We start from the raw sequence: 24,338 nt of genomic DNA, 5'->3' as shown, positions 1-24,338 counted from the left end.
GGGGCACCGGCGGCGAACTTTTTTGGGATGTCCGGTCAGCCTGCCAGTGCCAACTGCGGTTCGAAGAGACTTGAGGGCAGGGCCTTGTACCAGTCCGCAATCCTTTCGGCGATTTCGCGGCTCGCTTCGACCCGGAAGTGGGTGCTGTCGGCGGCAAGATCGGGGCTGACGAAGCTGTCGACGTCCAGGAGGTCGATGCATTCATATTTGGCGGCAAGCTTGCGCCAGACGGCCGACATCGCTTCCATCCGCTCCTTGGTCACGCCTCGGATGACGAGGAAGTCGCTGGGATCGACCCCGGTCGGACTGGTGATCAGAAGCATGCGATTGCCGTTTGCCTTCAGGTGTTCGCAGAACTCGGTCGCGCAGACTTCGTACAGTCCCTTGTCCAGAATTCCCAAGAGTTCCGGCGGCCACATGATGTTGTAGAAGTCGGTTCCGGGGTAATAGACAAGCGCCGGCGGGAAATGCTGCTGGAGATAGGACTTGTTGAGCACGTGCGGCATCATGAAGACGCGCGGCATGCTGTCGATTTCGGCGACGTCCCTGAGGCCTGCATAGTGGCAGAAGATCCCGGACTGGCAGTTCGCCATGAAGCGGATCCGGATGTCGCGGTTACCGGCTGCAATGCTCTTTTCTTCGGCGAGGATGCGTTCCCGGATGCCGGGCGCGTTGAAATCCTCGACGGTGATCCAGGCAGGGATCTCCGGCTTCACCGGCACGCTGTCGGGCACCTGCAAATTCCGGAAACGCTGGAATGCCCGCTCCAGGAGAACGTTCTCGATGCCCATATGCATGATGCGGCATGAGAAGGCCATGTGTTGCATCGATTCGGTTTCGGTCTCCGCGCTGATGAAACCAACCAGTCCGTGATAGCCGAATTTGTCCCATGCGAAGAGCGCGAAGCCTTCACGGAGCGAGGCTTCGGCAACGTAATTGACCATGGAGCCGGGTTCGACCCGCGTCTTCAGGTAGTTCAGCTGGTTGGTGCGGTTGATCAGTTCCTCGATGCGAGGCGCAAAATCGATCAGATCGGAGCTGGTGGCGATCGCCACGTGGATGTCGCAGGTGTGGAGGAAGCTCTCGCGGCTGCCTTCGAAGGTCTGGCTTTCGCTGACGCGGTTCTGCAGCGAGCGATATTCCTCGACGCGGGACTTGCTGACGCCGGCATGGGCGTCGGCAAGGCGCGTGAGAAAGGTGTCGCAGTCGTCACTTTTGGCGTCGAGCGTATGCAGGTCGGGCAACATCGCCTTTGCTTCTGCCAGGTTGATGTCATTGTCGTCGATGAACAGGCAGTTTTTCGGCTTCAGCTGCATGTCCGCGATCAGGGCCTGAAGTGCGGCCCCCTTGGGCACGAAGGCGATGCGCGGGAAGACGAATTCGTCCCAGAGGCCCAGCGATTCGAGTTTCCTGCGCGCGGTCTCGAAATCGTTCTTGGAGCAGATCGCCGAGACGACGCCGCTGCCATTCAGGCGGCGGATGGCCTCGACACGGCTCTCATGCACGGTGATGGCATCAGCATCGTCCAGGGTACCCTTCCAGAGCGTGTCGTCGAGATCCCAGATGACCAGCTTGATCGATTTCGCCACATCCTCATCAAGCGTCTTCTTTTTCGGCTGACGGATGCCGGCGGCCGCATGCGCCCCCTGCAGGAAGAACATGGCGGAATCTGCGCCGAGGTCGTCGACCTGGTGGTCAAGACCCGGCCGGAAACACGCAGAGACCGGCACGTCGGCCTCGGCAAGGCGCGTGTAGTTGTTGAGGAAGGTGGCGGGCAGAACGACGTCGTCCTTTTCGCCATGCACCATCAGGACAGGCGGGCGGCTCGCGATTTCAGAGCGAAGATCGGCAAAACCGGCCATGTCTCCGCTGAAGCCGATGACGGCGCACAGTTTCTCCGTCTGCCGCAGGCCGTAATAGAGCGCGAGCGTCATGCCCTCGGCGTAGCCGACGAGCGCGATCTGGCTGTTATCCAAGCCGTGTTTTTCGCGGATCTGTCCGACATACTCCTCCAGCGCTGCTTCGCCGAGGCCGAGTTCGATTGCGGCCCGATAGCTTGAGCCCGCCTGCGCTGCGCCCGCAGTCAAACGGTGGTTCTCGACCTGCGGCAGCGCAAAAAGCGCCTTGCTCAAGTGGCCGCGCCAACGTTCGGCCAAAAGGCGCGGTGTCGGATCCCCCGGTCGCGCTGCATTCAGCATGATGACGGCAAGCTGCGGCTCGCAGCCATCGAAAGGCATCAGCTGGGTGTCGAAACTGATTTTCAAGGGTATGTCCTCGAACATTACTCACTGACTCATTCAGGAGACAGATCACTGTCGCGAATCAGACTTCATGTTCAGACAGTTGTATTTTCTCCAATTACGCGCTCCTGTCCAGAGGCGGTGTCATTTCTGGGCCGGATCTGCCCCCGGGTCCGCATCCTGACCCGTGTCCGTGTCAACGCCTGCGGGCGCTTGGCGTTGCGGTGCTGCGGGCGGCTCTACCCCCTTGATCTTCTGGTCGGGGGTGAGCACCAGGCTCGTTGGTCCGAGGCGGTCGGAGATCTCGTTCCACAGGCGACGCAGTCGTCTCACATGCAGGTCGTCTCCGATCCAGTCCATCAGATGTTCGATCGCTCGGGACGCGGCCACGTCGCTTGCGCTGATGGTTTTCATTGCCCAGATGCTGAAGTCACTCGCATCCACTTCCTTGATCGTCTGACCGTCGGGGATCAGAAATTTGGCAGAGCTTTTTTCCTGCAGCTTCTTCATCGGACCGGTGGGCGCCAAAAGGACCGCCGCGTAGATGCGATCGAACTGGTCGATCGCCTTGCGATCCTCTTCGGACATGTCTTCCTTGTTCTGTTTCAGCGCCCGCTCGAGATCAAAGATGGTCCTGACGTTGAACTGCCGCAGCAGCAGGAAACGGTCGAGGCCGACGACGCAGCAGAGCTGCGCCTGCGCGATCCAGTCGACCGTCTGATAGATCCCGTAGGGCGTTTCAATGTGCAGCATGATCGGGTTGTAGGTCGCTAGCGACTGCACATCGGAAATGCCGCATTCCTCCAGACGGAAGCGTGTGAAGAAGTCGATGCCGTCGATCGCATCGAGCGGGACCACACGGGTCCACTCAATGAAGCGGTTGTCCGACTGCTTGATCCAGTCGAATATGCTGCCGACCTTGACCAGTACGAATTGCAGAACGCTGCCGGGCAAGAGGCCGAAGGCCAAGGCGACGAGGATCCAGCCTGTAGACAGGTCGTTGACGGGGGAACTGGTTTGCGTGCCGGTCAGCGACAAGACGCTGCCGAGGTCGGGCACGGCCCGGTAGAGCGCCGCGGAGGCGAGAACCGAAACTGTCATGGCCGCAGCCTGACGAATGACGGTGAAGCCGTTGAGGTCGAAGACGGCGAGAGCCTGCACGAGATAGCGTAGTGACGAAAGATAGGCGCCGACGAAGGTGATGGCCGCCACTGTCAGCACATTTTCCGATAGCTTTCGGAACTGCTCCGGCGCGATATCCGATTTGAAGGTGGCACCGCCGACGGTCAGAAGGTTGTGGGTGATGCTCTGAATGCAGGCCTGCGCCTGGGTCGGACAAGTGCCGCCGGAAAAGGTGACGGAAAAACCCACGAAGACGAGCAGCATGTAAGGTAGCGACGCGACCAGCAACTGCGCATCCCCGCCACTCAGAAGAAGGCGCGTCTCCGTAATCGTCCGGTTGATTTCCTCAACGATCGCCGCTTGCGACTTGGCTGGTGCGTCGTCAGTGACTGTGACGTCGGCGGCGTATTTGCTGCGGACGAATTCGAACGAAGGATTCGTGGAGCTTATCCCGTCTTCCGAAGGTTCCAAGACCGGAAAAGTTTTCACATAGTCGCGGATAAGGCGCAGTCGTCGCAGACGGATTTCGTATCGACCAAAGATCAGCGCAAAGGCTGTCACCAGGGCAATTGCGAGCCCGATCCACAGAGAAAAGTGCCCGCCAAGGGCAGCAGTCGTTGCATCCGTTTGCATGGTTTCCCCCTCCCAGCGGGGAAATCCTAGCAAAACGCAAGGCGAGTTACATTAATCTTCGGCAACCTCTGGGCGAGAAAACTCGCAACTGGAGGCCTGTCAGGTCCGCTTTGCGACGATCAGATGTCCTGGTGACGGGCTTCCATCCTGCATGCGCACATTGATGTCGCTGATTTCCAGGAGTTCGAAGCCGGTCGCAACAAGCCGTTCGCGCACATAGCTCTCCGCGTGAAGGAAACGCTGATGCGGGCCGACCATGAATGGACGACCGGCCAACACGTCGTCGCCCGCAGTTTCGGACGAGAAGACGAAGATGCCGCCGGAGACCATGTTTTCCGCCGCACCGAAGAACAACGCCTCCAGTGCGCCGAGATAGGGCAGAACGTCGGTCGCGGTTACGAGGTCGAAGGCTTCGTCGTCGTTGTCTTCGAGGAAGTCCTCGATCTCGGCGACGTAGAGGGTCTCATAGAGGTCCTTTTCATGGGCGATCTCGACCATCTTTTCGGAAATGTCGATACCAGTCATGTCGGTGACCATGTCTCGCAGGGCGCCGCCAGTCAGTCCCGTTCCGCAGCCGAGGTCGAGCAGACGCTGGAATGGCCCGAGACCGAGTTGCTGCAGGCGCTGGCGGACCATGACGGGAACGGCATAACCGAGTTGCTCGACGAGGATATCTTCGAAGGCTTCGGCGTGCTGATCGAAGAGGGTTTCGACATAGGCATCGGGCGCTTTTGGCGGAGCTTCGCCACGGCCGAGCGCGGCAATGCGGACTGAGGCGCCGCCGTGATCGTCAGGGTCGATCGCCAGCACCTCCTCATAGGCCTTAACGGCGGCGTCGATCTCGCCCGCCTTTTCCAGTGCCAGAGCCCGGTTGTAGGCCTCCGCCAGCGCTTCTTCGTCGATCTTGGCCATGGGGCGCTCCTGTCTCAAGCCCCGATCGGGCCGTTAGCGGTCGTCTAGCCGGTCCGCGGCGGCTTGGCAATCAAAAGGGAACTCCGCCGTTGTTCCGACGTTTCGGGGAAACGGAGTCCGGCATGTCACAGACGATCAAAACCGCAGAAAACCATGAGCTTGTGGGCTCATCTGAACGGCGGCTCGCCCCGACGCTGCCCTCCAACTCGGCCGAGAAGGCCAATATGATCATCCACTATTATCGTGGTGAAATCGGACGGATGACGAGCTGGCGCGACCGGATCGACCGCACGACCAACTGGTCGATGACCGTGGTGGCGGGTCTGCTTTCGGTTTCGCTTTCGACACCCACGTCGCATCACGGCGTGGTTCTCTTCGCCATGCTGCTCATCTCTGTATTCCTGCTGATCGAGGCAAGACGTTATCGCTTTTTCGACGTCTATCGGGCGCGGGTGCGGCAGCTGGAGCGGCACTATTTCGCCCAGGCGCTCTGTCCGCAGGCCGAACTGAGATCGGACTGGGCGGAGGCGATCGCCGCGAGCCTGAGGGTGCCGGTGTTCCTGATCAGCTACCGGGAAGCTCTGTTCCGGCGGATCCGGCGCAATTATATCTGGATGTATGGCATTCTGCTCTTGGCCTGGGGGTTGAAGATCTCGAGCCCCAAACTGCAGGCGGATGAGCGACCGGCGGAATTCGTGGGCAACCTTCACCAGTTGATGGTCAATGCCCATCTCGGCCCGGTGCACGGTTCAATCGTGCTCGTTGCCGTGGCGGTCTTCTATGCCGCACTCGCAGTCGCGCTGTTCTATCCCGAACCCGACGACGGCGAATTCGCCCATGGTGAGGTGCATGTCTGACCGGCTCAGTGCAGGATAAACTCGCCTTTGAGAGAACGCCATTCGCTGGCCGCAATCATCTTCTTGTGGACGTAGGTAACCGAGTGGATCGGCCCCTCGATCTTGTCCTGCCAGAAGCGCAGGAAGCCGCGCATCTCGGGGAATTCCGGGGCCAGATCGTAATGCTGCCAGATATAGGTCTGCAGCAGGGAAGGGTGGTCGGGCAGGCGATAGAGGATCTGGGCGGTGGTTAGCCCATAGCCCTTGAGCATCAGTTCCATTTCGCTGTTCATGTTCCGGCGTTCCCCGTGTTCTCTTGGAAGACGGATCGACGCGGACGGTGTCATCGCTTCCGCGACCGACCGGGGCCGCGATCGACGCGGGCCCTGTCATGATGGGAACACGACAGGGTAAACGAAACCCTAAGCCTTGTGCTTCGACGAGATGATATCGGGCGCAAGTGGACTTGAGCGTTGGTTAAGAGGGCTGCCTCAAGACGTTCAGCGCTTTAAATGCCGTGTCAATCTGCCTTCAAGCGCCGCCCATGTGTTGCGCAGAAGTTCGACGATCGCGAGATAGAAGATCGCTGCCCACAAGTAGGTCTGGTAATCGAAGGTGCGCGAGAAGGCGTAACGGGTCTGGCCCATCAGGTCGAGCACCGTGACGACGGCGACGACGGCAGAACCCTTGATCATCAGGATGATCTCGTTGCCATAGGGGCGAAGTGCCACGATCAAGGCCTGGGGCAGGATGATCTTCCAGAAGGTTACCGAGGACGGTAGGCCGAGCGAATTCGCGCCTTCTGTCTGGCCACGCGGGACGCTCTGGATGGCGCCGCGCAAGATCTCCGCCTGATAGGCTGCCGTGTTCATGGTCATGGCCAAGATGGCGCAATACCAGGCCTCGCGGAAGAACCACCACAGGCCGACCGCTTCGATCTCGGCGCGGAAGGAGCCCAGACCGTAATAGATCAGGTAAATCTGGGCGAGCATCGGTGTGCCGCGAAAGACGTAGACATACGCATAGGCGATGGAGTTGAAGACGATGTTTTTCGACATGCGCCCATAGGCGATCGGCACGGAAAGGAGGGCGCCGAGCGTGATCGAACTGGCGACCAGAGCCAAGGTTGTCGCCAGGCCTTCCAGATAGCGGGGGCCGTATTTGACGAATTTCTCCGTGTCCCAGCCGCTTATCATCATGTAGGCGAGCGCGACCGCGAGCAGCAGCCAAAGGCCCAAGGCGCCGTAACCGAACGCACGCGCCGGCGTCATGGCTGGGCGGGCAATCGGCGGCGCGGGACGTGCAGGAATGAGTTCCAGGGCGTGGCTCATCGGGAAGCCTCCGCACGGTTGGCCCAGTTCGAGATTGCGTTCAATCCGATCGACGACAGAGTGGCGAGCACAAGATAAAGTGCGCATGCAATGGCGTAGAAGAGAAACGCTTCTTTCGTGACTTTTGCCGCGACGCCGGTCTGGCGCAGGATATCGGTCAGCCCGATGACCGACACGAGTGCTGTGTCCTTCAGCAGGTTCATCCAGAGGTTTCCGAGACCTGGCAGGGCAATGCGGATCAGCTGCGGTACGATGATCAGGCGCATGGTCCGGCCTCGGGAGAGGCCGACGGCGCTTCCGGCTTCGTACTGACCTTTGGGGATCGCTCTGAAGGCGGAGAGCAGTACTTCCGAACAATAGGAGGAAAAGACGACTGAAAGCGCCAGCATGCCGGCAAAAAAGGCATTGATTTCAATCCGCTCCTCGCTGCCGAACGAGGACAGAACCGCTTGCACCATCATCTGGAAGCCGTAGTAGACGATGAAAAGGGTCAACAGTTCCGGCAGGCCGCGAAAGATCGTGGTGTAGATGCCGGCTGCCGTCCGCAGGCTTCTTTCCTCCGATTGCATGGCAAGCGCGATCAGAAAGCCGAGCATCAGTCCGACGGGCAGCGTGATCAGGGCGAGAACGATCGTGACCTTGACGCCGAGCGCGATTTCATCGGCCCATCCGATGTTCCCACAGGACAAAAGGCCGTCGCCGCCGAAGAGCGCGAAGATCCCGACCGGTCCGCAAAAAGGATCGAGCCAATAGGACAGAGTGGCCCATAGCGAGCCCAGCGCGGAAGACAGTCCGCCCATGCCATTCCCCCTTGGCGGTATTTCCGCCTTTTTTCTTCATACCCGTAACGCAAAATGGCGGAAGCGTTGCACTTCCGCCATCGCAATTGTCACAAAGCGGGAAAATCAGTTCCCGTAGACGTCGAAGTCGAAGTACTTCTTGTTGATTTCGGCATATTTGCCGTTGGCGCGGATTGCCTCGATCGCGGCAGAGAACTTGTCGGCCAGCGCGGTTTCACCCTTGCGAACGGCGATGCCTGCACCTTCGCCGTTGATTTCCACGTCGACCGGAAGCGGGGTCAGGATCTTGCAGCAGGCGCCGGCATCGGTCTTCAGCCATTCCGAGAGAACGACGATATCATCGACGACGGCGTCGACACGGCCGCCTTCGAGGTCGAGCTTGTATTCGTCCGCCGTCGGATAAAGCTTCAGCTCCGAATCGGCCATGTGCTTTTCGGCGTAGTTAGCATGGGTCGTCGAGGACTGGGCGCCAATAGTCTTGCCCTTGAGACCGGCCACGTCGGCGATGGTCGAATCCTTCGGCACGGCGACGGCCGGCGGAGTGTTGTAGTACTTCTTGGAGAAGTCGACCTTTTCCTTGCGCTCGGGCGTGATCGACATGGAAGCGATAATCGCGTCGAACTTCTTCGCCTGGAGGGCCGGAATGATGCCGTCCCAATCCTGGGTGACGAATTCGCAGGTGACCTTCATTTCATCGCAGAGCGCCTTGGCGATGTCGATGTCGAAGCCAACCAGGGAGCCGTCGGCTTCCAGATTGTTGAAGGGCGGGTAGGCGCCTTCCGTACCGATGATGATCTTTTCCTGCGCCATGGCTGTGCCGGCGAAGAGCGAAAGAGCAGCAATCGAGGCGGCTGCCAGAAAACGTGTCGGAATACGCATGAGATCCCTCTCTGTTGGCGGATGCCGTTTGTCTTTTTAACGCGGCTATCCTGGATCGTGCGGCGTCATCGGCCACACTTGGGTCCAATATTCGTCTGCTTTCGGTGCCGAAATCAACAACAAAGAGTGTCGCATCCCTAATTTCGATGCTGCGTCGTCAGCAGGCTGAGGATCGATCGAGGGCGTGTATCTTGAAGAATGGAGCAAAAATGGTTCCAAGTCGTTCAGACGAGGTTAATTTTGCGAAACCTAGCTTAGTGGCAATATCGGTCCGCAGAATCGACTTGGCTATTCAACGGCGCCAAGACAAACAGTCGGACAGACTGACATTGGCGTGAAGGAAGGAAACGCAGGGTATGTTCAAAAACAGATTGCTGAACACGGTGGCGATACCGGTGCTGTCCATGGCGGTGCTGGCCGAGCCCGTGGCTGCATCGGCGGTTAGCCAGGGTATGTCGAAGACCCAGTCACGTCAGGCGGAGGAAGGATTGATCCAGCTCGCGCAGGCCGTCGTCTGCAGCGATGGATCCGAAGCGGACTCGCAGGAAACGTGCGACGCCCGTGACGCCCAAGCGCAGGCAGAGGCTGAAGCACAGGCCCAGGCGGAAGCCGAAGCGCAGGCCCAGGCGGAGGCTGAAGCACAGGCCCAGGCGGAAGCCGAGGCCCAGGCTCAGGCAGAGGCTGAAGCCCAGGCTCAGGCAGAGGCTGAAGCCCAGGCTCAGGCGGAAGCTGAGGCGCAGGCCCAGGCGGAAGCCGAGGCCCAGGCTCAGGCAGAGGCTGAAGCACAGGCCCAGGCGGAAGCTGAGGCGCAGGCCCAGGCGGAAGCCGAGGCCCAGGCTCAGGCGGAAGCTGAAGCACAGGCCCAGGCGGAAGCTGAAGCACAGGCCCAGGCGGAAGCCGAAGCCCAGCAAAAGCAGGAAGAAGCCGAAGCGCAGGCTCAGGCCGAAGCAGATGCGCAGGCCCAGGCAGAGGCCGATGCCCAGGCGCAGCAAGAGGCCGAACAGGCTGCTGAACAAGCAACGCCAGAAAGTGTCACCTGCGCGGATGGATCGACGGCGCCGAGCGAGGGTGAATGCCCTGTCGCCCCGGAAACCCAGACCGAGGAAGCGTCACCGGAGCAGCAGCCCGCCGAGGAGCCTGCAGAAGAACAGGCCGCCCCCGCACAGGACGAAACCGAACAGCAACCGGCAGATCAGCAGGCCGAGACGCCTGCCGAGAGTGACGCGGACGGCCAGCAGACGACCGAACAGGAGGCTCCGGCCACAGACGGCGCTGCAGATGGCACCGAGGCTCAGACCGAGGGCGAGGCCCCGGCCGACGGTACTGCGGCGCCGGAACAGGCAACCGATCAAACCGAGCAGGCTCCGACGGAAGAGGTCGTGGTGCCTGCGGTAGAGCCGCCGGAAGACCAGCCTGTCGAGGAAATCACCGACAACCGGACGGAAGAGGAAAAGCAGCAGATCGCTGAAGATCCGTCGCAAAGCACCGAAACGGTGGTTCTGCCGGTCGACAACGGCGCTGCCGTTCTCGACAGCGACAAGGACGCGGACAATAGCGGCGGTGAGACCGCTCGCGAGGAGCGCACTCAGCTCCGCGCCCAGGAAGATGTTGCACCGCCGCCGGAAACCGATGCCGACGCCCAGCAGAACGTTGTCCAGGTCGAGCCGGAGACGGTCAAGGCAACGATTGCAGAAGAGGGCACGCGCCTTGAGGCCGAACCGACGTTCGACGTGCCGACCACCGTGGTGAACAATGTCACCAACGTGACGAACATCACCAACAACACGACGAACAATACCGTCAACAACACCACCAACAACACGATCATCCAGAACAATGTGGTGAACCAGGTGACGGAGATCCGCGTCGTCGAGCAGGTTGACAACCGGACTGTCATCAATGTCGGCAATCAGATCATCGTGCGCGGTGACGACCGTCAGCGTCTGCGCTACGACGCGGAGGAGAGCTACTACGAGGAACTGCCACGTGGCCGTACCCGCGAGACGATCATCCGTGAAGACGGGTCGCGTATCGTTACCGTCTACAACCGTTACGGTGACATCGTCATCCGCTCACGCATTTCGCCGAGGGGCCGCGAATATGTGCTGATGTACTCGCCGGAAGCGGACAACGAGCGGCCGCAGGTCTTCATCGACGTCGGCTTGTCGCTGCCGCCGATGCGCCTGACCGTTCCGGTGCAGGACTACATCATCAGCACCTCGCGTGCGCCGGACCGCGACTACTACGACTTCCTCGCACGGCCTCCGGTCGAACGCGTGGAACGCGTCTACTCCATCGACGAGGTCAAGTCGTCTGCGCGCCTGCGTGACAAGGTCCGTCGTATCGACCTCGATACGATTACATTCCCGACCGGCTCGGCGGAGGTCCCGCTCGCTCAGGCCAAGACGCTGCGCAAGGTCGCGGCTGCCATGACCAAGCTGCTGGACAAGGATCCGGGCGAAGTGTTCCTGATCGAAGGCCATACGGATGCTGTGGGCGCCGACAAGGCAAACCTCATCCTATCCGACAAGCGCGCGGCGGCCGTCGCAAACCTTCTGACCGAGGTCTACGGTATCCCGCCGGAAAACATGTCGGTCCAGGGTTATGGCGAGCGCTACCTGAAGATCCGCACCCAGGCAGCGGAACAGCAGAACCGTCGCGTCGCAATCCGTCGCGTGACCTCTCTGGTCCGCCCGGCCAACGTCTCCAGCAACGACTGACACTGGAGTTCGGACAACACGCAACGGGGCCGCAGGACTATATCCTGCGGCCCCGTTGCCGTTTGCGTCGGCCAGTTAGTTGCGAAACGTCAGGCCGGTCCTTTCGGCAATGAAGTCGGCAATCGCGCTGGTGTCGTCGAGGCTGAAAACCGGGAGGTCCGTCCCGCTGACCGTGTGGTCGGCGGCAATGGCACAAATCCACGGATCGGTCGGCGCGAGCGGATCGCGTTTCGATGCCTCACGGCGCCGAGCCTCGATCTTCGGGACGGGCTCTCGTTTGTAGCCCTCGATGAGGACGAGGTCGCAGGGTGCGATCCGGCTCAGGATCTCGTCGAAACTGGGTTCGGGTTCTCCGCGCAATTCGTGCATGATCGCAAAACGTGTGCCGGACACAATCGCGACTTCGTGTGCTCCCGCCTGTCGGTGCCGAAAACTGTCGGCACCGACCTTGTCGATGTCGAAATCATGATGGGCGTGCTTGATGGTGGAGATGCGATAGCCGCGCCGTGTAAATTCTTCCACCAGCCGGACGGCAAGTCCGGTCTTGCCCGAGTTTTTCCAGCCGGCGATGCCGAAAATCCGCGCTGGTCCGCTCATGCTCCGCCCCACTCGACGATTTCGCCCGCCAGGTTGAGATCCGCCGGCGTGTTGATGTTGAAGAACGGATCTATGCGTCCGCGGCCGTCTGCCCTTTCGACCTCCGGGAACGGCACGATCCTGAACGGATGACGCTGGATGAAATCGCGGACACGTCGATGCTGTGGATCCGCGAGCCAGTTGTGCAGATCCTTGGCCAGCCCCGTAGGCCAGAGGGCGACCACGGGATGCTCGCGGCCGTTGGATGCCGCGACGACGATCTCATCCAAGGAGGCATCATTCACCATCCGTTCCACGAGGTCTCTTGGCAAGAAAGGCGCGTCGACCGGTGCTGTCACGAGACGATCCGCAGCTTGTGCAAAGGCTTGCATCCCGGCCAGAACCCCTGCCAGCGGACCCGGCCGGTCCGGACGTGTGTCTGGAATGTTGGGATAAATCCCGCTCAGGGGATGTCCGGTGGGAAGATTGACGGCGAGTGTCGCGACCTGGGGCGCGAGGCGCAGCGCAACATGCTCCAGGAGGGGTAGGCCGCCGAGGCGGATCTCGGTCTTGTCGTCGCCCATGCGCCGCGACAGGCCACTGCCGAGGATGAGGCCAGGTATATCATGCCGCGCCATCAGCGTGGGTCCCCGGCGGGACGCGGCCGCGACCTCCACAGCCAGCCAATCGCGATCAGAGCCAGCAGGCAGCAGGCGACCATGACGAGGAGAAGAGGCATTGCCCCGGTTTCGACCGAAAGGATGGCGGAGGCAAGCCAGGAGACGAAGGCGCCACCACCCATGGTGATCGCACCGCCGAGGCCCGACGCCGAACCCGCTAGTTCCGGGCGTACGCTGACGATGCCGGCATTGGCGCTCGGGAGAGACAGTCCGTTGCCGAAGCCGACGATGATCTGCGGCGCGAAAAAGGCAAGGGCAGTCGTCATGCCTTGGGCGAAGAGCACGATGGGGAGGGTGGCGCCGATCAAGGCGACAACGCCTCCGATCAGCATCATTGCTTCGATGCCGGCCCGCCGGGCGTAACGGCCTGAGAGAAAGTTGCCGGCGATGTAGCCCGAGGCAATGAACATGAATTGAAGCCCGAGCACGCTCGGCGTCATGCCCATGAGCGTACCCCCGACAAAGGGTGCACCGCCGAGAAAGGCAAAGAAGGCACCCGAAGTGAAGGTCGCGGCGAGCGTAAAAGCCCAGAAGCGTCCCGAGGCCAGCAGCCCCGGCCAGGCGCGGAACTGAGCGGTAAAGCTGCTGCTTTTCCGGTGGTTGGTCTCGCCGAGGTCGTGGCGCACGAGAAGCAGCACCAGAAGTCCGGCGACGGCGATGGCTGCAAAACTCGCACGCCAGCCGAAGGCGTCGCTCAGAAGGCCGCCAACCGTTGGGCCGACCATGGGAACAAGGGTCATGCCCATGGTCACATATCCGATCATCGATGCCGCCTCTTCGACCGGCACCATGTCGCGGATAATCGCGCGCGACAGAACGAGGCCCGCCACCACGGCGGTCTGTGCCATGCGTGCGGCGGTGAGCAGCTCAATGGAGTGTGCCGTCATGCAGACGAGTGAGGCGAGTAGCAGGATGGCGAGAGCGCCGAGCATGACCGGCCGACGTCCATATCGGTCCGACAACGGGCCAATGATCAATTGCACCAGTGCAGTCATGGCGATGTAGCCGGAGACGAGGATCTGGACACGATCGTAATCGACGCTCAGATCTTTTGCCATGGCGGGCAGGGAGGGCAGGAAGATGTTCATCGTCAGGGCGGACAGCCCGGCGATCGCGACGAGGCTTATGATATGGGGCGGACTGGTGCGGTCGAGGAAACGGGAAGGCGGCACGGACGTTCCTTGTGACGAGATTGGACGCGATCAGGCGGGCGATCCGGGCTCGGATGCGCTGGCCACCGCCGCCTTTCTCTTCTTCTCCCGGTAAAAGGTATAGAGACCCGAGCCGATGACAATGGTCGCTCCGACTGCCATCGACAGATCCGGCCGTTCGCCAAAGAATACCATGCCGAGAATGACGGCCCACAGCAGGCTGGTATAGCGGAAGGGTGCGATGAAAGAGATTTCCCCGAGCCGCATGGCCATGATGATTGCCTGATAACCGACGAAGAGGAAGGTCGAGGCCAATGCCAGTGTGGCGAAGGCATCAAGCGAAAGCGGCCGCCAGCCGCCGAAGGCTGGAACCAGACAGAGGCCGGCAACGGAGATCGAGGCTGCGGTGAAGAGGGTGACGGTGAGCGAGGAGACGCGCGGATCGATCTTGCGGGTGACGAGATCGCGGCCGGCGGCGGTCACGACACTCAGCACGACATAAAGAGAGGCGAGGGTGAAGCCCTCAGGGCCGGGCTTGATGATCACCAACACACCGATAAAGCCAAACCCGATGGCCGCCCAGCGTCGCCAGCCAACCGGCTCGCGGTAGACCAGGGCGGCGCCTAAGGTCACAGCGAGCGGTAGGGACTGGAGGATGGCAGAGGTGTTGGCGAGCGGGATCTGGCCCAGGGCCGAGAGAAAGGCGACTGCGGCGATCGTCTCGAAGGAGATCCGGCACAAGATCAGCGGTTGCAGAATGGTGCGCAAATGATCGAGAGCGCCGAGCCGGCGCGCGACCGCATAGACGAGGATCGTGGTGATGGCTCCGCGCACGAACATGATCTGGGCTACCGTTAGATCGTCGGTGACCGATTTCGTGAGCGCGTCGTTGAAGGTGAAACCGGCCATCGAGGCCGCCATCAAGAGCGCACCCCGTGTATTCTCAGATAACGGCATTCCGGACATTCCTGTGCTTGCCGATTGGTTGTAGACCATTGCGAACTTTAGAGAAACCGCGTTTCCAGACAAAAAACTTCGGAGAAGCGGCGCCAAGGGCCAAAAAGCCGGTTCCGGATTAACCATTGAGCAAGTGCCGACCGGCGAAGCTCGGGACGGCTCTGCATGAGGTGGTGCCGCCCGCTCGACGCTGCGCCGATGTTGGTGGCAGGATGTCGAACCTCCCGAGGGTCTTATGAGTTTCATTGATCGCCTCCTGCAAAGCCGCAGGATCGTTACCAAAGTTTTGCTTTTTGTCGTTCCTCTCGTTGTTCTTATGGCAGGCGTTGGCCTGCTCGGTTACCGCACGGCGACCATGCTCAACGGTCACATGACCGTCACCCGCGCCACGATCGGCAATATCAGTGATCTGGAGCAGTTGCAGAAGGGCTTGCAGGAATTCAGCCTCGATCCGACGGAGGCGAGCAGGGAGGCTCTCCTGACGGCGGTCGATGCACAGGAGAAGGGACTTGGCGTTTTGGACGGCGTACTCGCCAAGCAGGCCGATGCCGCAGATCTCGGGGCGTTGCGCAATCTGCCGTCTCTCATGCGTGACGAAACCGCCGCGCTTTGGGAAAACAAGATCCGGCGCGACACGCTTGATGCCGGTCTGACCGACGCGGTTGCCAAGCTTAAGGCGGAGGGGCAGACGATCCTGAAACAGGTCGATTTCGTCCGGACTGACCTTGCCGGCAAGGAGCGCTTTGCCAAGGAACTGCTCTTCGATGCCTCCGCCTTCAAGAGCCTGCTCGATCGTCTCGGCAAGCTGCGAGTTGGCGTCCAGATGGCGTTCACGCCCGAGGAGCAGCTTTCGGAGACAAAGCTCTACATCGCGCCTCTGAAAAAGGACATCGCCAAAGCGGAAGCCATCGTCTCGGATAAGGGCAAGGTCCTTGTCGACAAGGTTTCTGCCGCCCTGGCGAAAATCGATGCCACTTTGGAAAGTAGCGCGGCAGATGACGTCAAGGCACAGGACATTGGTCGCGTGCTGTCGGAACTGGTGGAGATCGAGCAAGACATCACTCTGCAAGGCGCGAAGAATTCAGACGTCGCTGCGGACCGTTTCGTCAACCTCGACAAACTGGTGGCCGAGCAGAAGGAGTTGATGGGTCTCGTCGATACTGCGGTGCTGGAGATCGCCACGACAGAACTCAAGGTACAGCAGATGCTGGGCATTCTCGACGACCAGAGCCGCGAAGCAGTCGCCGCAAAGGTCGAGGCGATGAAAGGAATTGCCGCACGGATCTCTGAACTCGGTGTCAAGAACAGTGCGCTCCGCGATTTCCCTCAGAAGATCGCACCATCGCTGGAGGCCCTGGTTACGGGCTCGCAGGACAGGCTTGATGCGGGGCGTGATTGGCAGGAGCGTCGTCTGACGGCAAACGGCCATGTGTCGGACGCCATGGCGACGTTGCGCGATTTCGTCAGCCATGCCCAAGAGATCGGACGCGAGGACAGCGAACGTTCCGCCTCGATCTCGGTCATCACCATGGTCGTCGGCACACTCCTTGCCATCATTGGCGGTCTGATGCTGATCGAGACGTTGAGGGCTCCGCTGAAGCGGATCACCGGTGTGATGTCCCGGCTGGCCAGCGGTGATCTCTCCGTGCCGATCGAAGGTCGCAATCGCGGTGATGAAATCGGAGACATGGTCCGTTCGGTGACCGTGTTCCGCGACGCCGCACTCGAAAACAAGCGGCTGGAGGAAGAAGCCGCTGCTGCGAGAGCACAATCGGAAGAGGAGAGTGCAAACCGCTCGCGGGAGCGTGCGCGCGTTGAGGCTGACCAGCGTGCTGCGCTGGAAGCGCTGTCTTCCGTTCTTCAGGCCCTCGCCAAGGGTCAGTTGAATGTAACCATGCGCGATGATCTGCCTGCCGATTTCGTCGCCATGGCCTCGACCTATAATCAGGCGGTCGAGACGCTTCGCGCAACCCTGGAAGAGGTTCGGGCCGCGAGTGTCGACATCAATGCCGGCACGGAAAATCTTGCCGTTTCGGCTGACGATCTTGCCCGGCGCACCGAACAGCAGGCAGCCGCGCTTGAAGAAAGCGTTCGGGCTCTGTCGCATCTGAGCGATGTCGTGCGTTCGACGGCGGATGGTGCCGGACGCACTGCGCAATCGGTCCAATCCGCCCGTGATCACGCCCGGCAGTCCGGTGTGGTCGTGCGCAAGGCGGTGGAGGCGATGTCTGAGATCAGCCGGTCTTCGGAAAAAATCTCCACCATCATCGGTGTCATCGACGAAATCGCGTTCCAGACAAACCTTCTCGCGCTCAATGCAGGCGTCGAGGCGGCGCGCGCCGGGGAGGCCGGTCGCGGCTTTGCCGTCGTTGCCCAGGAAGTGCGCGATCTGGCGCAGCGCTGCGCGAATGCCGCAAAGGAGATTAAAACACTGATCTCCGTGAGCGGCGGTCAGGTGCGTTCCGGTGTGGAGCTCGTCGAGAACACGGGCGTTGCGCTGCAATCGATCATCGATCAGGTCGAGGAGGTTCAGGCGCTCGTCGAGACGATATCAGCAGCGACGCGTGAGCAGTCGACCGGTATCAGCGAGGTGACCCATGCAGTGCGCGACGTCGAGCTGATCACTCAGCAGAACGCTGCGATGGTCGAGGACAACAATGCCGAAATACAGGGGCTGAGGCAGCGGGTCGACATCCTGATGCACAAAATCGGGCATTTCCGGACCGAAATGCAGGCTTCCGCTCCGGTCGAGTTCAGGCGCTCTGCCTGAGCACAGGCCGTTCGATCAAGGCCGGCGGCTTCAGCCGCCGGTCACGCTCATATGCCGACCGACCGCCGGTTTTTGGTGCGTGCGGTCGATGATGAAATCGTGGCCCTTCGGCTTGCGGCCGATCGCTTCGTCAATGGCAGCTGACAGAAAGGCATCATCGCCCGACGCGCGAAGCGCCGTGCGCAGATCTGCGGCATCGTCTTGGCCGAGGCACATGTAGAGCGTGCCTGTGCAGGTGAGCCGGACCCGATTGCAGCTTTCACAGAAATTGTGGGTGAGGGGGGTAATGAAGCCCAACCGTCCGCCCGTTTCCTTGACTTCGACATAGCGCGCCGGTCCGCCGGTGCGGAAAGGAATGTCGGTCAATGTGAAGCGACTTTCCAGCTTCTGCCGGACAAGCGAAAGGGGCAGATACTGATCCGTCCGGTCTTCGCCGATCTCCCCCATGGGCATCGTTTCGATCAGCGTCAGTTCCATGCCCTCCCCATGGGCGAATTCCATCAATGCCGGGATTTCATGCTCGTTGAAATCCTTGAGGGCGACGGCGTTGAGCTTGATCGCGATGCCTGCCTTCTGCGCAGCGCGAATGCCGTCCATCACGCGGTCGAAGTCGCCCCAGCGGGTGATGGCCTTGAATTTGGCGGCGTCGAGTGTGTCCAGTGACACGTTGATGCGTCGAACGCCTGCGTCCGCCAACTCATCGGCGAAGCGGGAGAGCTGTGATCCATTGGTGGTGAGCGTCAGTTCATCGAGACCACTGCCCAGATGGCGCGAGAGGTTGCGAATCAGGTGCATGATATTCTTGCGGACGAGCGGTTCACCGCCTGTCAGCCGCAGCTTGCGCACGCCCTTGGTGATGAAGGCCGAACAGAGCCGGTCGAGCTCCTCCAGCGTCAGAAGATCCTTCTTCGGCAGGAAGGTCATGTCTTCGGCCATGCAATAGGTGCAGCGGAAATCGCAGCGATCGGTGACCGAAACCCGCAGGTAAGTGACCGTCCGCCCGAAGGGGTCGATCATGGGGCTCGCCCTCTCCGCAAGCGGTGTCGCCGTCAACGTGCCTGAAATCTGCTGCAAGCCGATACTCCGTGTTTGCCGTAATGTGGGGCCATGGCGGGCGACCGTCAAGCCGTCGCCAGGTGCAACAGAGCGGCGCAAAAGTGCTTGCATGAGCAAGGCCTTGGCCGTACCTCTCAAGCCAGATTATCCTGCAAAGAGAGCGTTTTCATGTCCGAGATCTGGCCCAATGAACTCAAGGTGTCCAAGGACCGGCGCATGCTTGCTGTCAGCTTCAACGACGGTACGGTGGCCAACCTGCCGGCCGAGATGCTCCGTGTTCTGTCTCCTTCGGCCGAGGTGCAGGGCCACGGACCGGGCCAGGCTGTGACGGTGCCCGGAAAACGGGACGTCGCTATCCGGTCCGTGACGCCGACGGGCAATTATGCCGTCAGGATCGGTTTCGACGATGGCCATGACACCGGCATCTTCACCTGGATCTATCTTCGAGAACTGGGTGAGCATGGCGCCGATAAATTCGCCGATTACGAGCGCAAGTTGGCCGAAAAGGGACTCAGCCGCGATCCGCGCTGACGGCCGTGTCATCCTCGCCATCTCCGCCCAGATTGCTTGCCAGCATGCGCTGGGTCAGGCGCTCCATGGTCTCGGCCATGCGGGTGCAGTCTTCCAGGGGTGTTGCGGACAGCATTTGCTCGATCAGGTCTGTCTGGATGACCATGGCCTTTTCGGTGAGCATGCGCCCCTCGGGCGTCAGGAACAGGCGCAGAACCCGCTTGTCGCGTTGATCGGCGCGGCGTTCCAAAAGACCGCGCTTCTCCATCTGCGGCAGTAGCATGCTCATGTTTGATCGGCCGACCAGGAGCTTTCGTGCCAGTTCCTGCTGGGAAATGGCTTCAAAACGATAGAGATTGACCAAGATGTCGAGATGCGGAGGCTTGATGTCGAGAGGTCCCAGCGCCCGTGTGAGGGCCTGTTGCATCAGCTGGCAGGCGCGGCCGACAGAGATCCAGCTGCGAAATCGCGGATGGTCCCAGGGGAAGGCTTGAATTTTGTTCATTCTTGTACTTTATTGTTCAATATTGAACATATGATCGGAACCCCGACTATGACATCCTTTGCCCTCAAGGTCACCCGCCTGACCTTCGCACAGCTGGAAAGACTGTCGCCGCATGCTTCCGGGCGGCTGGCCTTCGCACTTTTCTGTCGCACTCCTTCCAGAAACCCTTCCGGCCTTAAGGCAAAGCAGGTGTTTCGCCAGGGGACGGAGCGCCTTCGAGGCGCCGAGACGGTGCGCCTTGCCCTCTCCCGCGGCATGGCTGCGGCGCATCTCCTGCGGGAAACGACGGCGCCGGTGCATGGCGCATCCCGTATTCTCGTTGTTCATGGCTGGGGTTCGCGGGCGGAGTATCTGACCGAAATGGCTGCCGGCTTGCTCGCTGCGGGGGCGGAGGTCGTGTTGCTTGATCTGCCCGGTCATGGCCGTTCCAGTGGTCGGCGCCTCGATCTGAAGATTGCAGCAGAGGCGATCGTCGCTGCCGAACGGCAATTCGGTCCCTTTGCCGGGGTGGTTGGTCACTCGTTTGGCGGGGCTTCCGTGATGATGGCCGCAGGAGGCGTCTTCTGCGATATTCCAATACTCCAGTGCCCCCGCCTTGCCGTCATCGGTGCGCCCTCCAGCATCAGCGACGTGTTCAACAACTTTGCCGGTGCTGTTGGGCTTGGACGCGCAAGTTTGGCGTCCATGCGTGCACGGGTCCAACTGCTTTCCGGTCGCAGTGTCGAGGAGTTGGACGGGGTTGCCGTGGCAAGACGCCTCGACCGGCCCTTGCTTGTCGTGCATGCCGAGGACGACAAGGAGGTTCATGTCGGACACGCACAGCGCTACATCGGCGTCTCGCCGCACATTCGGCATCTGTGGGCCAATGGCCATGGCCATCGCCGGATCGTCAGTGCCCCGGAGGTGATCCGTGCCGTCGGTGCATTTCTCCTGTCCGAGCGGCCGTTCCATGCCGATATGCAACGTGCCGTGTCTTGATCCTGTCATCCGGTTTGCCTAATCCCTGAGGCAGAGCGTCGATCAGGGAGAGTTTCATGACCATCATCCAGTCGCCGGAGGAGCTGAAGGCGCTTTACGGTGATGTCAGCGAGGCGTCCGTTGCCAAGGTGGTGTCCCGTTTGACCGACGCCTATCGCCAGATGATCGATTCGTCGCCTTTTGTGGCGCTTGCGACCGTGGGGCCTGAAGGGCTCGATTGCTCGCCACGCGGCGATGCCGGAGCCGTGGTGCGCATCGAAGACGAGCAGACTCTCACGCTGCCCGACTGGCGTGGCAACAATCGGATCGATTCGCTGCTCAACATCGTGCGCGATCCCCGCGTGGCGCTGATGTTTCTCATCCCGGGTTCGAACACGGTTATGCGCGTCAATGGGCACGCGGTGGTCAGCGTCGAACCCGATCTGCTCGAGAGTTTCACCATGGATGGGAAGCATCCGCGCAGCGTGGTGGTGATCACCATAGACGAGGTATACTTCCAGTGCGCCCGCGCCGTCATGCGGGCGGATCTGTGGAATTCCGACCGCCATGCGGTCGCCGGCGATCTTCCGAAGCCTGGTGCTATGCTGAAGGCAGCCAAGGCAAGCTTCGATCAGGAGACCTATGACAGGGAGTGGCCCGCGCGGGCCGCCAAGACCATGTGGTGATGCGCGGGCTGATCAGCGTTTGTAGATCAGCCAGCTCTTGGTGAAGTCCTTCTTCATGCCCTCTTCATAGGCACGAGTCCGGTTGCGCCCCGCATTCTTGGCGCAGTAGAGGGCAATGTCTGCCTTGGCATAGAGTTCACCGGCATCTTCGGAATCGGTTGCCATGCTGTAGCCGAGCGAAATCGTGATCGGACCATAGTTGATGCCGGTTTTCGAGTTCTTGAACGGGGTCGTCTCAAGAGCGACACGCACGCGCTCGCACGTCTGCTGAACTTCGTCTGCCGTGTTGCCTTCGATGATGATGGCGAATTCTTCACCGCCGGTGCGCGCGACAAAGCAATCCTTGCGGACATTGCTGCGCAGGACCGTCGCGACGGTTGCAAGGATCTTGTCGCCGACCGGATGGCCATAGACGTCGTTGATCTTCTTGAAATTGTCGATATCGGCCAGCACGAGGGCTGCGAGCGGACGGGTACCGCTGACATAGACCGATGCCAGTTTTTCGTCAAAGGCGCGGCGATTGGCGATGCGCGTCAAGGAATCGGTGTTGGCGATGCGTTTGTATTCGTCGAGTTCGCGGCGAACCTCATCCATTTCCTGCGAGCGCTGCACCATCTGCCCCACGGTGTCTTCACCGTGTGCCATGGTGCTGCCGGTGGCCTCCGTCAGAATATTGATCGCGCTGCGCAGAATGTCGGCGCTGTTGCTGCTCTTGGAATTGATGCGGCTGTAGGTTTCGCCGAGCAACCGGTTGTAGCTCTCGAGCGAGGTTTGCTCCTTGCGTAGAACGCGCAACAATGCATCCAGTTCGCCGAGAATGCGCGCATGGACATTTTCCATGGCACGGGTCTGATGATGGCCGAAATACTGCTGGCCGATCGCGTCCAGTTCGTCCTGATTGGCACGGCTGCCAAGGGCCGCCAATTCACGGGATAATGCCGGATTGGATCCGATGAACGCTTCATAGAAGAGTTCGTAGTTGCGCGGAATGGGTGCAACGCCCATCGACCGCATGGCATAGGTAATCTGTGCCGCGATGTCGGGTGCCTGCGTCTTGGACGGCGCTGCCGTGGTCATTCGGCCAACTCCAACTTTCCTCTTGGGTGCCCCTTAAAGGTCAAAGAAGATGTTAGCGGCAAATGATTTTGAAAGATTTAATGCTGCCGTTACGAGATGTAATTGAAACAAAATCGAGTGGCGCTGGAAGTCTCTGCTTAACTGTATGTTTTTGATGTGTTTTGCCGTGCCGCAACAGTCTTTGCCTGACGTCGCGGCACGTTCCGGACCTGAAAAAAATCACCCCAGATTGAATTCCTGGAAGAAGTCATTGCCCTTGTCGTCAGTGACGATGAAGGCGGGGAAGTCTTCGACCTCGATCTTCCAGACGGCTTCCATGCCGAGTTCCGGATATTCCAGAACCTCAACCTTCTTGATGCAGTCCTGGGCCAGGCGTGCGGCCGGTCCGCCGATCGAGCCGAGATAGAAACCGCCATGGGTCTTGCAGGCCTCGCGTACCGCCCGCGAGCGATTGCCCTTGGCCAGCATGACCATCGAGCCGCCGAAGGATTGGAACTGATCGACATAGCTGTCCATGCGGCCAGCCGTGGTCGGGCCGAAGGAGCCGGAGGCGTAGCCCGTCGGTGTTTTGGCCGGGCCTGCGTAATAGACCGGATGGTTCTTCATGTATTCCGGCATGCCTTCGCCCTTTTCCAGCCGGTCGCGGATCTTGGAATGGGCGAGGTCACGGGCGACGATGATCGTGCCGGTCAAGGACAGGCGGGTCTTGACCGGGTGTTTGGTCAATTCGGCAAGGATCGCGGCCATCGGCTGATTCAGGTCGATCTTGACCACGGAGGATGACAGGGCCGTTTCGTCGATCTCAGGCATGTATTTCGACGGGTCGGTCTCGAGTTGCTCGATGTAGATGCCATCTCTGGTGATCTTGCCCTTTGCCTGTCGGTCGGCGGAACAGCTGACACCAAGGCCGATCGGGAGCGATGCGCCATGGCGGGGGAGGCGGATGACGCGCACGTCATGACAGAAATACTTGCCGCCGAACTGGGCGCCGACGCCAAGCGACTGGGTGAGCTTGTGGATTTCCTGTTCCATCTCCAGATCGCGGAAGGCGTGGCCGCTCTCCGAGCCTTCGGTCGGCAGGTCATCAAGGTAACGGGCCGAAGCAAGCTTGACGGTCTTCAGCGTCATCTCGGCGGAGAGACCGCCGATGACGATCGCCAGATGGTAGGGAGGACAGGCTGCCGTACCCAAAGTCAGGATCTTTTCCTTGAGGAAGTCGATCATCCGGTCGTGGGTTAGAAGCGAAGGCGTTCCCTGGTAGAGGAAGGTCTTGTTGGCCGAGCCGCCGCCCTTTGCCATGAACAGGAACTTGTAGGCATCCTCGCCCTCTTCGTAGAGGTCGATTTGAGCCGGAAGGTTTGTCTTCGTGTTCTTTTCCTCGAACATCTTGATCGGCGCCAGCTGCGAATAACGTAGGTTGCGGCGCTCATAGGCGTCGCGCACACCTTCTGCCAAAGCCTCGTAGTCGTGGCCATCGGTCCAGACGCGGCGACCCTTCTTGCCCATGACGATCGCTGTGCCGGTGTCCTGGCACATCGGCAGGATGCCGCCGGCCGCAATATTGGCGTTCTTCAGGAGGTCGAAGGCGACGAAGCGATCATTATCTGTTGCTTCGGGATCCCCCAAGATCGAGGCAAGTTGTTTCAGGTGGCCCGGACGGAGCAAATGATTGATGTCGGACAGGGCTGTCTCGGCGAGCAGGCGCAGCCCCTCTGGCTCCACCGTCAGGATCTCCTGACCCTTGAATGTATCTACGGACACGTAGTCTGAGGTGATCTTGCGATAGGGGGTCAAGTCTTCGCCAATTGGAAACAGATCGTCTGCCATCACGGGACCTTTCACGGCATCTGCTGGAATTTCCGGTGGTTTACGGGGAACCCTTTAATATTTCAATGCGTCGAAAGCCGAAGGCGGCGCGTTGACCGCCACACCGGTATTTG

At 60.6% G+C, this 24,338-nt stretch carries 21 protein-coding genes; 6 read left to right on the top strand and 15 right to left on the bottom strand.

Annotation, left to right across the window (positions count from 1 at the left end):
* Nucleotides 1-35: 35 nt before the first annotated feature.
* The 3 genes from ACT53S_RS17490 to ACT53S_RS17480 all read right to left on the bottom strand — a co-directional run bounded on the left by ACT53S_RS17490 (nt 36) and on the right by ACT53S_RS17480 (nt 4,907).
* Nucleotides 36-2,264, bottom strand: coding sequence for an HAD family hydrolase (locus ACT53S_RS17490; RefSeq protein ID WP_476067908.1), 2,229 nt, complete (start codon nt 2,262-2,264; stop codon nt 36-38).
* A gap of 120 nt (nt 2,265-2,384) precedes the next feature.
* Nucleotides 2,385-3,995, bottom strand: a complete 1,611-nt coding sequence (locus ACT53S_RS17485) for a hypothetical protein (protein ID WP_476067907.1) — start codon at nt 3,993-3,995, stop codon at nt 2,385-2,387.
* A 99-nt stretch (nt 3,996-4,094) separates the two neighbouring features.
* The gene (locus tag ACT53S_RS17480; RefSeq protein ID WP_113376654.1) at nt 4,095-4,907 is read right to left on the bottom strand and encodes a methyltransferase domain-containing protein; all 813 of its coding nucleotides are present in this window, start codon (nt 4,905-4,907) and stop codon (nt 4,095-4,097) included.
* 122 nt (nt 4,908-5,029) lie between these two features.
* Between ACT53S_RS17480 and ACT53S_RS17475 the strand changes: the two genes are divergently transcribed.
* Nucleotides 5,030-5,764: a DUF2270 domain-containing protein gene (locus tag ACT53S_RS17475; protein ID WP_113376653.1), complete on the top strand. Its 735-nt coding sequence runs from the start codon at nt 5,030-5,032 to the stop codon at nt 5,762-5,764.
* Nucleotides 5,765-5,769: 5 nt separating this feature from the next.
* On the opposite strand, the gene ACT53S_RS17470 is transcribed toward ACT53S_RS17475, so the two are convergent.
* From ACT53S_RS17470 to ACT53S_RS17455, 4 genes are all read right to left on the bottom strand, one after another.
* Nucleotides 5,770-6,036, bottom strand: coding sequence for an aspartate-semialdehyde dehydrogenase (locus ACT53S_RS17470; protein WP_113376652.1), 267 nt, complete (start codon nt 6,034-6,036; stop codon nt 5,770-5,772).
* Nucleotides 6,037-6,243: 207 nt separating this feature from the next.
* A complete protein-coding gene (locus tag ACT53S_RS17465) occupies nt 6,244-7,074 on the bottom strand; it encodes an ABC transporter permease (RefSeq protein WP_142068468.1) in 831 nt (276 codons plus the stop codon).
* Entirely contained in the window at nt 7,071-7,874 is an 804-nt protein-coding gene (locus ACT53S_RS17460) for an ABC transporter permease (RefSeq protein WP_476067906.1), read from the bottom strand. Before ACT53S_RS17460 ends, ACT53S_RS17465 begins: the two co-directional genes overlap by 4 nt.
* Nucleotides 7,875-7,979: 105 nt before the next feature.
* Nucleotides 7,980-8,753 (bottom strand): ABC transporter substrate-binding protein, encoded by a 774-nt coding sequence (locus ACT53S_RS17455; protein WP_113376649.1) that lies wholly within the window; start codon nt 8,751-8,753, stop codon nt 7,980-7,982.
* A 356-nt stretch (nt 8,754-9,109) separates the two neighbouring features.
* On the opposite strand from ACT53S_RS17455, the gene ACT53S_RS17450 reads away from it, so the two are divergent.
* Nucleotides 9,110-11,473, top strand: coding sequence for an OmpA family protein (locus ACT53S_RS17450; protein WP_476067905.1), 2,364 nt, complete (start codon nt 9,110-9,112; stop codon nt 11,471-11,473).
* Between the two features lie 75 nt (nt 11,474-11,548).
* On the opposite strand, the gene mobB is transcribed toward ACT53S_RS17450, so the two are convergent.
* Genes mobB through ACT53S_RS17430 form a run of 4 tightly spaced genes read right to left on the bottom strand, consistent with a single transcriptional unit; the run spans nt 11,549 to nt 14,837 of the window.
* A complete protein-coding gene (gene mobB / locus ACT53S_RS17445) occupies nt 11,549-12,070 on the bottom strand; it encodes a molybdopterin-guanine dinucleotide biosynthesis protein B (RefSeq protein WP_476067904.1) in 522 nt (173 codons plus the stop codon).
* Nucleotides 12,067-12,687 (bottom strand): molybdenum cofactor guanylyltransferase MobA, encoded by a 621-nt coding sequence (gene mobA / locus ACT53S_RS17440; protein WP_476067903.1) that lies wholly within the window; start codon nt 12,685-12,687, stop codon nt 12,067-12,069. The genes mobB and mobA overlap by 4 nt, the downstream gene beginning before the upstream one ends.
* Nucleotides 12,687-13,901: a multidrug effflux MFS transporter gene (locus tag ACT53S_RS17435; protein WP_476067902.1), complete on the bottom strand. Its 1,215-nt coding sequence runs from the start codon at nt 13,899-13,901 to the stop codon at nt 12,687-12,689. The genes mobA and ACT53S_RS17435 overlap by 1 nt, the downstream gene beginning before the upstream one ends.
* 30 nt (nt 13,902-13,931) lie before the next feature.
* A complete protein-coding gene (locus ACT53S_RS17430) occupies nt 13,932-14,837 on the bottom strand; it encodes a DMT family transporter (RefSeq protein ID WP_476067901.1) in 906 nt (301 codons plus the stop codon).
* A 235-nt stretch (nt 14,838-15,072) separates the two neighbouring features.
* Between ACT53S_RS17430 and ACT53S_RS17425 the strand changes: the two genes are divergently transcribed.
* On the top strand, nt 15,073-17,607 hold the full coding sequence (locus ACT53S_RS17425) for a methyl-accepting chemotaxis protein (RefSeq protein WP_476067900.1): 2,535 nt from the start codon (nt 15,073-15,075) through the stop codon (nt 17,605-17,607).
* A gap of 30 nt (nt 17,608-17,637) precedes the next feature.
* Here ACT53S_RS17425 and moaA read toward each other — a convergent pair whose 3' ends face one another.
* On the bottom strand, nt 17,638-18,624 hold the full coding sequence (moaA, locus tag ACT53S_RS17420; protein WP_476067945.1) for a GTP 3',8-cyclase MoaA: 987 nt from the start codon (nt 18,622-18,624) through the stop codon (nt 17,638-17,640).
* A gap of 207 nt (nt 18,625-18,831) precedes the next feature.
* Between moaA and ACT53S_RS17415 the strand changes: the two genes are divergently transcribed.
* Complete coding sequence (locus tag ACT53S_RS17415) at nt 18,832-19,194, top strand: gamma-butyrobetaine hydroxylase family protein (protein ID WP_113376642.1); 363 nt, start codon at nt 18,832-18,834, stop codon at nt 19,192-19,194.
* Here ACT53S_RS17415 and ACT53S_RS17410 read toward each other — a convergent pair.
* Nucleotides 19,175-19,678 carry a MarR family winged helix-turn-helix transcriptional regulator gene (locus tag ACT53S_RS17410; RefSeq protein ID WP_476067899.1) on the bottom strand — a complete coding sequence of 168 codons (504 nt, stop codon included), beginning with the start codon at nt 19,676-19,678 and terminating at the stop codon, nt 19,175-19,177. The two genes, ACT53S_RS17415 and ACT53S_RS17410, sit on opposite strands and share 20 nt — an antisense overlap.
* Before the next feature lie 48 nt (nt 19,679-19,726).
* On the opposite strand from ACT53S_RS17410, the gene ACT53S_RS17405 reads away from it, so the two are divergent.
* Together ACT53S_RS17405 and ACT53S_RS17400 are read left to right on the top strand one after the other, a co-directional pair.
* Entirely contained in the window at nt 19,727-20,656 is a 930-nt protein-coding gene (locus ACT53S_RS17405) for an alpha/beta hydrolase (RefSeq protein WP_476067898.1), read from the top strand.
* Between the two features lie 56 nt (nt 20,657-20,712).
* Entirely contained in the window at nt 20,713-21,321 is a 609-nt protein-coding gene (locus ACT53S_RS17400) for a pyridoxamine 5'-phosphate oxidase family protein (protein ID WP_476067897.1), read from the top strand.
* Between the two features lie 12 nt (nt 21,322-21,333).
* Here the strand turns inward: ACT53S_RS17400 and ACT53S_RS17395 are convergent, their stop codons facing one another.
* Both ACT53S_RS17395 and ACT53S_RS17390 read right to left on the bottom strand, forming a co-directional pair.
* Complete coding sequence (locus ACT53S_RS17395) at nt 21,334-22,398, bottom strand: GGDEF domain-containing protein (RefSeq protein WP_476067896.1); 1,065 nt, start codon at nt 22,396-22,398, stop codon at nt 21,334-21,336.
* A gap of 219 nt (nt 22,399-22,617) precedes the next feature.
* The gene (locus ACT53S_RS17390) at nt 22,618-24,225 is read right to left on the bottom strand and encodes a fumarate hydratase (protein ID WP_476067895.1); all 1,608 of its coding nucleotides are present in this window, start codon (nt 24,223-24,225) and stop codon (nt 22,618-22,620) included.
* Nucleotides 24,226-24,338: the final 113 nt, after the last annotated feature.

It is taken from the genome of Allorhizobium sp. DMC15 (assembly GCF_056314065.1).
This window is presented reverse-complemented; position numbering and strand designations above follow the sequence as displayed.

Coding starts and splice junctions, on each gene's coding strand:
- ACT53S_RS17460 (WP_476067906.1), bottom strand. CDS start 7,874: ATGGGCGGACTGTCTTCCGCGCTGGGCTCGCTATGGGCCACTCTGTCC.
- ACT53S_RS17415 (WP_113376642.1), top strand. CDS start 18,832: ATGTCCGAGATCTGGCCCAATGAACTCAAGGTGTCCAAGGACCGGCGC.
- ACT53S_RS17425 (WP_476067900.1), top strand. CDS start 15,073: ATGAGTTTCATTGATCGCCTCCTGCAAAGCCGCAGGATCGTTACCAAA.
- mobA (WP_476067903.1), bottom strand. CDS start 12,687: ATGGCGCGGCATGATATACCTGGCCTCATCCTCGGCAGTGGCCTGTCG.
- ACT53S_RS17470 (WP_113376652.1), bottom strand. CDS start 6,036: ATGAACAGCGAAATGGAACTGATGCTCAAGGGCTATGGGCTAACCACC.
- ACT53S_RS17480 (WP_113376654.1), bottom strand. CDS start 4,907: ATGGCCAAGATCGACGAAGAAGCGCTGGCGGAGGCCTACAACCGGGCT.
- ACT53S_RS17405 (WP_476067898.1), top strand. CDS start 19,727: ATGACATCCTTTGCCCTCAAGGTCACCCGCCTGACCTTCGCACAGCTG.
- ACT53S_RS17390 (WP_476067895.1), bottom strand. CDS start 24,225: ATGGCAGACGATCTGTTTCCAATTGGCGAAGACTTGACCCCCTATCGC.
- ACT53S_RS17395 (WP_476067896.1), bottom strand. CDS start 22,398: ATGACCACGGCAGCGCCGTCCAAGACGCAGGCACCCGACATCGCGGCA.
- ACT53S_RS17465 (WP_142068468.1), bottom strand. CDS start 7,074: ATGAGCCACGCCCTGGAACTCATTCCTGCACGTCCCGCGCCGCCGATT.
- ACT53S_RS17410 (WP_476067899.1), bottom strand. CDS start 19,678: ATGAACAAAATTCAAGCCTTCCCCTGGGACCATCCGCGATTTCGCAGC.
- ACT53S_RS17485 (WP_476067907.1), bottom strand. CDS start 3,995: ATGCAAACGGATGCAACGACTGCTGCCCTTGGCGGGCACTTTTCTCTG.
- moaA (WP_476067945.1), bottom strand. CDS start 18,624: ATGATCGACCCCTTCGGGCGGACGGTCACTTACCTGCGGGTTTCGGTC.
- ACT53S_RS17430 (WP_476067901.1), bottom strand. CDS start 14,837: ATGCCGTTATCTGAGAATACACGGGGTGCGCTCTTGATGGCGGCCTCG.
- ACT53S_RS17400 (WP_476067897.1), top strand. CDS start 20,713: ATGACCATCATCCAGTCGCCGGAGGAGCTGAAGGCGCTTTACGGTGAT.
- ACT53S_RS17455 (WP_113376649.1), bottom strand. CDS start 8,753: ATGCGTATTCCGACACGTTTTCTGGCAGCCGCCTCGATTGCTGCTCTT.
- mobB (WP_476067904.1), bottom strand. CDS start 12,070: ATGAGCGGACCAGCGCGGATTTTCGGCATCGCCGGCTGGAAAAACTCG.
- ACT53S_RS17450 (WP_476067905.1), top strand. CDS start 9,110: ATGTTCAAAAACAGATTGCTGAACACGGTGGCGATACCGGTGCTGTCC.
- ACT53S_RS17475 (WP_113376653.1), top strand. CDS start 5,030: ATGTCACAGACGATCAAAACCGCAGAAAACCATGAGCTTGTGGGCTCA.